Annotated in this window: 9 protein-coding genes and 2 pseudogenes; 4 read left to right on the forward strand and 7 right to left on the reverse strand. The window is 39.5% G+C overall.

What is annotated here, in order from left to right; translation table 11 throughout:
• Window positions 1-147, forward strand: a pseudogene (locus tag ACFINU_RS08900) (integrase); the annotation flags it as partial.
• A gap of 272 nt (window positions 148-419) precedes the next feature.
• Entirely contained in the window at window positions 420-968 is a 549-nt protein-coding gene (locus ACFINU_RS08905) for an antA/AntB antirepressor family protein (protein WP_375614654.1), read from the forward strand.
• 169 nt (window positions 969-1,137) lie between these two features.
• Here ACFINU_RS08905 and ACFINU_RS08910 read toward each other — a convergent pair whose 3' ends face one another.
• Genes ACFINU_RS08910 through ACFINU_RS08925 form a run of 4 tightly spaced genes read right to left on the reverse strand, consistent with a single transcriptional unit; the run spans window position 1,138 to window position 2,365 of the window.
• Complete coding sequence (locus ACFINU_RS08910; RefSeq protein WP_375618855.1) at window positions 1,138-1,350, reverse strand: hypothetical protein; 213 nt, start codon at window positions 1,348-1,350, stop codon at window positions 1,138-1,140.
• Window positions 1,343-1,546: a hypothetical protein gene (locus tag ACFINU_RS08915; RefSeq protein ID WP_375607124.1), complete on the reverse strand. Its 204-nt coding sequence runs from the start codon at window positions 1,544-1,546 to the stop codon at window positions 1,343-1,345. Before ACFINU_RS08915 ends, ACFINU_RS08910 begins: the two co-directional genes overlap by 8 nt.
• On the reverse strand, window positions 1,479-1,706 hold the full coding sequence (locus ACFINU_RS08920) for a hypothetical protein (protein WP_375607125.1): 228 nt from the start codon (window positions 1,704-1,706) through the stop codon (window positions 1,479-1,481). Before ACFINU_RS08920 ends, ACFINU_RS08915 begins: the two co-directional genes overlap by 68 nt.
• Complete coding sequence (locus tag ACFINU_RS08925) at window positions 1,703-2,365, reverse strand: lysozyme (protein WP_375614652.1); 663 nt, start codon at window positions 2,363-2,365, stop codon at window positions 1,703-1,705. The genes ACFINU_RS08920 and ACFINU_RS08925 overlap by 4 nt, the downstream gene beginning before the upstream one ends.
• Window positions 2,366-2,526: 161 nt before the next feature.
• Between ACFINU_RS08925 and ACFINU_RS08930 the strand changes: the two genes are divergently transcribed.
• Both ACFINU_RS08930 and ACFINU_RS08935 read left to right on the forward strand, forming a co-directional pair.
• Window positions 2,527-2,829: a type II toxin-antitoxin system RelE/ParE family toxin gene (locus ACFINU_RS08930; protein WP_212113015.1), complete on the forward strand. Its 303-nt coding sequence runs from the start codon at window positions 2,527-2,529 to the stop codon at window positions 2,827-2,829.
• Complete coding sequence (locus ACFINU_RS08935) at window positions 2,816-3,136, forward strand: addiction module antidote protein (protein ID WP_011180241.1); 321 nt, start codon at window positions 2,816-2,818, stop codon at window positions 3,134-3,136. The genes ACFINU_RS08930 and ACFINU_RS08935 overlap by 14 nt, the downstream gene beginning before the upstream one ends.
• Window positions 3,137-3,173: 37 nt before the next feature.
• Here the strand turns inward: ACFINU_RS08935 and ACFINU_RS08940 are convergent, their stop codons facing one another.
• The 3 genes and pseudogenes from ACFINU_RS08940 to ACFINU_RS08950 form a co-directional block, all read right to left on the reverse strand.
• Window positions 3,174-3,452, reverse strand: coding sequence for a hypothetical protein (locus tag ACFINU_RS08940; protein WP_375607127.1), 279 nt, complete (start codon window positions 3,450-3,452; stop codon window positions 3,174-3,176).
• Window positions 3,449-4,180 carry an antA/AntB antirepressor family protein gene (locus ACFINU_RS08945; protein ID WP_375618857.1) on the reverse strand — a complete coding sequence of 244 codons (732 nt, stop codon included), beginning with the start codon at window positions 4,178-4,180 and terminating at the stop codon, window positions 3,449-3,451. Before ACFINU_RS08945 ends, ACFINU_RS08940 begins: the two co-directional genes overlap by 4 nt.
• A gap of 312 nt (window positions 4,181-4,492) precedes the next feature.
• Window positions 4,493-5,289 (reverse strand): annotated as a pseudogene (locus ACFINU_RS08950) (late control protein); the annotation flags it as partial.

Consider the following 5,289-nt stretch of genomic DNA (forward strand, 5'->3'; position numbering starts at 1 on the left):
ACGTCAACACCCTTTGAGATTGCCGAAACTGTTCTTGCACATTCAGTTGGGAGTTCAGTGACAAAAGCTTATATGCGGACAGATTTTTTAGAACAACGCCATGCTCTCTTGGAACAGTGGGCTGCATTTATAACAGGAGATACTTGACAGGATTATAACAATGTGTCTATTGTCGAAGCAGGTGCCTAGAAAACACCTTAGACACATAGCGGATAGATTGCCGATACAATCTTTTCTCCGCACATTAAAGGCTTTGACTCATTGTATGTTACACACATATAATGGCTTTGCCGGGTGTGGTTATGCTATACAATACCCTTTTGGGGAAGGCATAACGACGGGCTATGTGCCGTGTTTTCTAGCACCCGGCGCTCTTCTAGAGTGTCAATAGAAGACATTTAAACACATAGGAGTTCATTATGAACACGCTTATAGAAATTAAAGAAAAAATCGTTGATCAGGAAACTGTTCAAACGGTAAACGCTCGTGATTTGCATGCGTTTTTGGAAATAGGGAAAGATTTTTCTACCTGGATTAAAGATCGCATTCATCAGTATAAATTTGAAGAGGGTAGTGATTTTATAAAAACACAAGATTTGCGGTCCCCAAAATTGGGGAGCGCAAAATCTAGAGCTATTACAGCAATAGATTATCACCTTACCTTAGACATGGCTAAAGAACTTTCAATGGTTGAACGCAATGAGAAAGGTAGACAGGCCCGTCGTTACTTTATCGAGTGTGAAAAAAAGTTAAAAAGCCAATCTGTTGATTATGATAATGATACACGCTTTGATTTGCCAAGTTACTGGGAGGGTATGAGTGCTGGTGAAAAAGCTTTGTATCTTTTAGGTCCAATCCATGTTCGTCTTATTGACGCTTTTAGAGTGGATGAAGAGAATAGAAAATATAAAGCTCTCATTAAAGAAGCTAAGCGGGTTTTAGCAAGATCTGTTACGAAAGCTGCTTAAGTAAACGACATGACTCATCTCCCCGTTTCAAAAGCGGGGAGAGGATAAGGCTTTCAGCTTTTGAAAACCACTGTTTGAGATGTGTAAAACGATATTATCTCTCGCATCTGTGAGGCGCGCGAAATTGACAATTCATTTGCTAAACAGTTTCGCACATCTCAGAATGTATTTAGAGTCGGATATTTGGTTTTTGTGTAAAAATATTTACCAATGCATCTATAAGACGTGAAAAATCAAGCGCTAGCAAGAGTATAATGAGTACAATCCATCTCGTATAACGTGACATCACTTTTATACTTTTGTAGGTCATGATGATTTCTTGAAGGATTTCTTTTTCTCCTTCTGTAAGCTCTGTATCGTCTTTTGTTTTTTTCTTAGCCATGTTTCCACCCACACACACGTTCGCCCTGCTTGTTATGCTTTAAGATCTCTCTTGCTAAATTGGAACTGATGACGTTAACATCTTGCCTCTCTAAATAAATTGGCAACCAACCAACACAAGAGACATACTTATTTGTCCCGCAACCAACGAGAGAGAGCAGTACGCACATCAGTATCATTTTTCTGATTAACTTCATTTTCCACCTCCAGCCGTGTTGTTGCTGCCTTTAAGGTTTTTTCTGTTTGCTTTTGCCGTTCTGCCTTTTTTCCAAGGGTAAAAGCTTTTGCCAAAGCCATAAAAAAAGCGGCTAAAGCCGCGCCTGTTAACAGCAGATTTCTTTTCATCCATAAGATCATAGGCGGTGTTCCTGAAAACGTTTAGCAACAAAGAAAATGCCAGCACATGCGGCTAAAACCATGATAGTGGCGAGCGCCCATTGCACTGGACCATTGCCTGCTAATAAGCCTCCAAGCCCTGAAAAAGAACCAATAATCGGTGCAAGAGCTTCGGCTTTGAAAACCCCCGTTGGTGCTTGCGTTTCTACTGTTTGATAATTGGAGGAAACAAAAGCCCCTTTCGCCCATAAGCCTGTTTCTGCCGCACGCCGGTGTGCGAGACCTTCAAGACGCTTACCACCAGCTTTGGTCCATTTCTGTAGCTCGGCAGGGACAGCTTCATATTCACCTTGATTGAGCTTTTTTAACAGTGTCGAGTTACAAAAGGCTCCTGTTCCTACATTATAGCAAAAGGACACTAACGCCGCGAATTGTTCATCTGTTAATGAAACTGTAACAGCGCGTTCAACAGCATTTTCAAATTGTCTTAAGTCTTGGCAAAGAAGTTCTTCTGCTTGCTTTTCAGTGATTGTCATGCCTTCGTAAATAAAAGGTTTTCCAGCACTGTTTGTATGTCCATAACCTATTGTCCACACCCCAATGGCATCTTTATAGGCGTTTAAACGCAAACCTTCCCATTGTTTGATAAGTGCAAGTCCTTCTGATGATATTTTTCGCATATGCTTCTCCATAAAAAAAGCTCCGCAAAAAGCAGAGCTGGATTAAAAAAATTGACATCTTTCTCATTCGGAAAGATAGCTTGGTTAAGCTTCATGTCGCTTTTTCATTGGAACAAAAGAATGTATTTGACATTGTAATAATTGTATCTTATAAGTTACAAATGTTTACAGTATACAAAACAGAGCATTTTATAAAATGGCTAGATTCTTTAAAAGATGAGATTGCGCAAGCGCATATTGTTAAACGGATAGCAAGAATAGAAACGGGATTTCTTGGAAATGTAAAATTTTTCCGTGGAATTGGAGAGTTAAAAATACATCATGGTCCTGGCTATAGAATCTATTTTGTAAAACAAGGTAAACAAATCATTTTGTTATTAAATGCGGGTGATAAATCTACACAACAAAAAGATATCGAAAAAGCTCTTCAATTAGTAAAGGAAATGAAACATGGAAATTACTAAATTTGACACAAGTGAATATTTCAAGACACCTGAGACACAAAGGATTCTTTTAGAAGATGCTCTTGAAAGCAAAGATAGTAAGTATCTTGCCCATGCTCTTGGTATAATAGCGAAAAACCAAGGAATGAGTAAAATCGCCCAAAATACAGGGCTATCAAGAGAGTCTCTTTATCGTTCTTTAAGCGATAAAGGTGATCCACGCCTTTCTACTTTTCTTAGTGTTTTGAGTGCTTTAGATTTGCAAATGAGTTTAACACCTATTCAAAAGAATTGTAAGGAGCAGAAAGCTTTAGAAGAAGCATCTTAACCACCTCCCCACCTTTAAAGATGGGGAAGGGAGGTATTTAAGCAACCTTTTTAATGGGAGGCTCCAAATTTGGTTCATAAGTTCGCAACAAAGAATCCATGCTATGCGGTAACTCTGAATCGCCAAAATCTGTTAGAACTGTTAAGATTTTAAGTATACTTGGCATCTCATCTTGAAGTTTTAAAATCAAAACTTTTTCTATGACAGTCATAGTATTAACCAGAGCTGTGCACTCTTTTTCGTTAATATTTTCATCATTAGAAAACTGGAACAATGCTATCCACAAATCACATAAGAAGTTGGTGTCTATCTTCATTGTACACCTCCATGGATTTGTTCTCTCAAACATGCCAATCCTCTAGATGTGATTTTTGTTGAAGGGAGTACCTTTTCTGTACCATCTGGTCTTTGAATGGTGATAGCAGGGCAGTCCATGAATCCTTTCTTGATTTTATCCTGATAAGGTAACAGAGGCGCCCCTGGAGCCCGTCGATAGACCCAATCATGTTTACGCAAGTAATCCGTTAAATCCTTTGGTCGTACCTCCAACATCTTTGCTGCTTCGATAAGACCAAACAAACCATCAGAGCGTTTTAAGCCTTCTAAAGCCTTTGCTTTTGGAGTTAGTTCTGCAATCACATGATCTTTCTGTTCGATTTGGCTTTGTAAGTGATTCAAGACACCCAGTAAGGCTTGGGGAGTTGAGTAATCGATTTGTGATGTTGCTACTTTTTTCAAAAGCTGTTCACATTTGATAAAGTATTGACGTGCTTCATGTCCTTTATCATTACGCTCTATCATGGAAAGGTGTTTAGCCATGTCTAATGTAATGTGGTATTCTTTTACTTTTCCACCGTTTTCTAAATTTTTAGAAAGCGTTATAAAGTTTATGTTTTCCAAAAACTTACATTCTTTAATGCGATTTTTAATCCAGTCTGCAAACTTTGATGTAATCTCCAAAAATGCGTGCAAATCACGAGCATTGACGGTTTGAACAGTTTCCTGATCAATAATCCGTTCTTTAATTTTTATAAGAGTGTTCATGTGAACTCCTTGGTAATAGAGGTTTTCTATTGACACTCTATGAAGAGTGCCGGGTGCTAGAAAACACGGTACCAAGTCCGTCGTTATGCTTTTCCCAAAAGGGTATTGTATAGCGTAACTACACCCGACAAGATCTTTATATGCCACAGCATATAATGAGTCAAAATCTTTAATGTTCAGAAGATTGATTATTTCGGCAATCAATCCGCTTGGTATTTTAAGGTGTTTTCTAGGCACCTGATTCGATTATTCATATTGTCGCCACAATGTCAAGCTGCTTTCGAGATTTTCTTACATTTTTTCTAATTTGACTTATCTGTCTTCCTCGTCCATATGGATAACGCCTTCGCCTTCGTTGCATGCGTTTGGTGGAGCGTTTGGATCAAGGGTATCATCTTTGTCTGGTGTGGTGTTTGCAACGTTTCCAGCTGTGTCTTCTTGGGCTTCATCAAAAAGTTCGCACTCTATTTTTGTGGTGTAACCACCCGTTTTATCAAGTTTGTGTTTAACGCTTTTGATGCGCCATTCTGCTGGAATATAGGGGCGGAAAGGGGGCTCCTGAACAAGCTTTGCTTCTGCTTGTACAAACGGATCACCTCCGATATCACATGAGAAAGAAGATTTCCCACGAGATGATTTATTGCGATAAGCCGCAATGGCTGCAACAGCTTCTGATTGATTGTGGTAGGTATATTTGAGTTCATGAAACGGTGCTTTACCAACTTTGACTTCTTTTTTTTCACCAGTGCGAATATCATGATAGCTTGCGATAACACCGCCTTTTTTCTCTTCTTCTTGCTCTTGTTCTTCAGGTGTTTTGGCTTCCGTCTCTGCTTTAGGCAAATTGGGGGCGTCATTTTCGTCCATATGGATAACATCTTCGCCTTCTTCAATTTCCTCTGGCTCTCGTGCATCAGCGGCGGCTTTTTGGTCGTCCCCCACATCTGTTTCTAAGCCATTGGCTGCACCTGCTTCATCTCGTGCGCTGTATTTAAAATCCCAAGAGGTACAATGTTTCTCATGAATAACAATAACGGGGAGTGTTTCACCAGTGATGGCTTTGCCTTCCCCCCGTTTGGCAAGAACAAGTTTACCATCAACGGGTTTTG

Origin of the sequence: Bartonella sp. AC130YNZD, assembly GCF_042196865.1 — a bacterium.
Lineage (GTDB): Bacteria > Pseudomonadota > Alphaproteobacteria > Rhizobiales > Rhizobiaceae > Bartonella.

Excerpts from the sequence above, each read along its gene's own strand:
- ACFINU_RS08905 (WP_375614654.1), top strand. The coding sequence starts at position 420 with ATGAACACGCTTATAGAAATTAAAGAAAAAATCGTTGATCAGGAAACT.
- ACFINU_RS08910 (WP_375618855.1), bottom strand. The coding sequence starts at position 1,350 with ATGGCTAAGAAAAAAACAAAAGACGATACAGAGCTTACAGAAGGAGAA.
- ACFINU_RS08915 (WP_375607124.1), bottom strand. The coding sequence starts at position 1,546 with ATGAAGTTAATCAGAAAAATGATACTGATGTGCGTACTGCTCTCTCTC.
- ACFINU_RS08920 (WP_375607125.1), bottom strand. The coding sequence starts at position 1,706 with ATGATCTTATGGATGAAAAGAAATCTGCTGTTAACAGGCGCGGCTTTA.
- ACFINU_RS08925 (WP_375614652.1), bottom strand. The coding sequence starts at position 2,365 with ATGCGAAAAATATCATCAGAAGGACTTGCACTTATCAAACAATGGGAA.
- ACFINU_RS08930 (WP_212113015.1), top strand. The coding sequence starts at position 2,527 with ATGTTTACAGTATACAAAACAGAGCATTTTATAAAATGGCTAGATTCT.
- ACFINU_RS08935 (WP_011180241.1), top strand. The coding sequence starts at position 2,816 with ATGGAAATTACTAAATTTGACACAAGTGAATATTTCAAGACACCTGAG.
- ACFINU_RS08940 (WP_375607127.1), bottom strand. The coding sequence starts at position 3,452 with ATGAAGATAGACACCAACTTCTTATGTGATTTGTGGATAGCATTGTTC.
- ACFINU_RS08945 (WP_375618857.1), bottom strand. The coding sequence starts at position 4,180 with ATGAACACTCTTATAAAAATTAAAGAACGGATTATTGATCAGGAAACT.